Below are 757 nucleotides of genomic sequence, written 5' to 3' on the forward strand. Positions count from 1 at the left end.
CTCCCGCGCCGGACACCACCGCGCCCACCGCCCCGGGCACCCCGACCGCCTCCGCGATCGGCCCGACCGGGCTCACCCTGACCTGGGCACCGGCCACCGACGACGTGGGCGTCACCGGGTACCGGGTCCACCGGGCCGGGGATGTCCTCGTCGGCTCGACCACCGGCACCACACTCGCCGTCACCGGGCTGACCGCCGCCACCACGTACACCTTCACCGTGGTCGCGGTGGACGCGGCCGGCAACGTCTCCGCGGCCTCACCGCCGGTCACCGTCACCACCGCGGACCCGCCGGTCGGCGGCGGCTGCGCGGTGACCTGGACGACCAGCACCTGGGACACCGGCTTCACCGCGAACATCACCGTCACGAACACCGGCACCACCACCGTCAGCGGCTGGACGCTCGCCTTCACCTTCCCGAGCGGCGGGCAGAAGGTGGGCCAGGGCTGGTCGGCCACCTACACCCAGACCGGTACGGCGGTGACCGCGACGAACCTGCCGTACAACGGGACGCTCGCGCCGAGGGCGTCGACCAGCTTCGGCTTCAACGGCACCCACACCGGGACCAACCCGAAGCCCACCACCTTCACCCTCAACGGCGCTCCCTGCACCGTGTCGTAGCAGCAGCCGCTGCAGATCGTGGCGGGTTGCGTTCGTTCCGGACGGCGACCCGCCACGATCTCGGGCACCATGAGGGGATGCTGCTGACCGTCGGGCATGGGGCAGCCGACCGGGCGGGTCTGGGGGACCTGTTGGTG

At 72.8% G+C, this 757-nt stretch carries 1 protein-coding gene; it reads left to right on the forward strand.

Features of this window, described 5'->3' with window-relative positions:
- On the forward strand, positions 1-620 hold a 620-nt coding region (locus E1182_RS30715; RefSeq protein ID WP_207921587.1), incomplete at its 5' end, for a cellulose binding domain-containing protein.
- Positions 621-757: the final 137 nt, after the last annotated feature.

It is taken from the genome of Micromonospora sp. KC721 (assembly GCF_004348355.1).
In the GTDB taxonomy this organism is placed as follows: domain Bacteria; phylum Actinomycetota; class Actinomycetes; order Mycobacteriales; family Micromonosporaceae; genus Micromonospora.